This is a genomic window from Mesorhizobium sp. M7A.F.Ca.ET.027.03.2.1 (genome assembly GCF_003999175.1).
In the GTDB taxonomy this organism is placed as follows: Bacteria; Pseudomonadota; Alphaproteobacteria; order Rhizobiales; family Rhizobiaceae; genus Mesorhizobium.
Genome location: NZ_RZOM01001626.1, coordinates 1 through 824 on the forward strand (window position 1 = coordinate 1; position 824 = coordinate 824).

The window sequence follows — 824 nt, forward strand, 5'->3', positions numbered from 1 at the left end:
CAGAAGATCGGCGTCGAAGGCGAGCGCACGCGCGATCGAGGCGCGCTGCTGCATGCCGCCGGAAAGCTGCCAGGGATACTTCTTCTCGAAGCCGGACAGGTTGACCATTTCCAGCGTGCGCTTGATGCGCTGCGCCTGCTCGGCACTGCTGAGGCCGATGATCTCGAGCGGCAGCGCCACGTTGCGCTCGATCGTGCGCCAGGGAAAAAGGGCTGCGGCCTGAAAGACATAGCCATAGGCGCGTTTCTCGCGCGCCTGCTCTGCTGTCATGCCATTGACCGAAATCGTCCCCGAGGTCGGCTTCTCCAGATCGGCGATGACGCGCAGCAACGTGGTCTTGCCGCAGCCCGAAGGGCCGATGAAGGAGACGAACTCCCCCTTGCCGATGGTGAGATCGACGTTTGACAGCGCCTGCACCGGCCCGTCATTGGTCTGGAAGGTCAGTCCGAGTTTGCTTGCCGCGACGACGGCTGGCGAAGTCCCCGTCATCGGCTGCCGCCTGCCTGTTTCCGTCCCTGCGGCGGCTGGAATCCGATTGCTTTTATCGCGATGTTGTTTTCCACTTACCCTGTCCCATTTGGCCCTGTCCCATTTGGCCCTGTCCCACTGACCTTGTCCCACTCGATCGACGCCCGGAGTTTCCCCGATGTCGCCCAAACCCACTTGTCATCTTATCCGCCCTGAAAGCACTTATGAAGGCAAGCAGGGATTGACCTATTTCGCCGGCATCGCCGCCGAGACCGTCGGCGCCTCCGGCATCTGCATGCACATGCTCACCATGCCGCCCGGCGCACGCGCCAAGGCGCATATGCATGAGAGCCACG

General features: G+C 62.5%; 1 protein-coding gene and 1 pseudogene. One reads left to right on the forward strand and one right to left on the reverse strand.

What is annotated here, in order from left to right:
* Positions 1-489, reverse strand: a 489-nt coding sequence (locus tag EN750_RS36905; RefSeq protein ID WP_127399453.1) for an ATP-binding cassette domain-containing protein, incomplete at its 3' end; no start/stop codon positions are given.
* A gap of 157 nt (positions 490-646) precedes the next feature.
* Between EN750_RS36905 and EN750_RS36910 the strand changes: the two are divergent.
* A pseudogene (locus EN750_RS36910) lies at positions 647-824 on the forward strand (cupin); the annotation flags it as partial.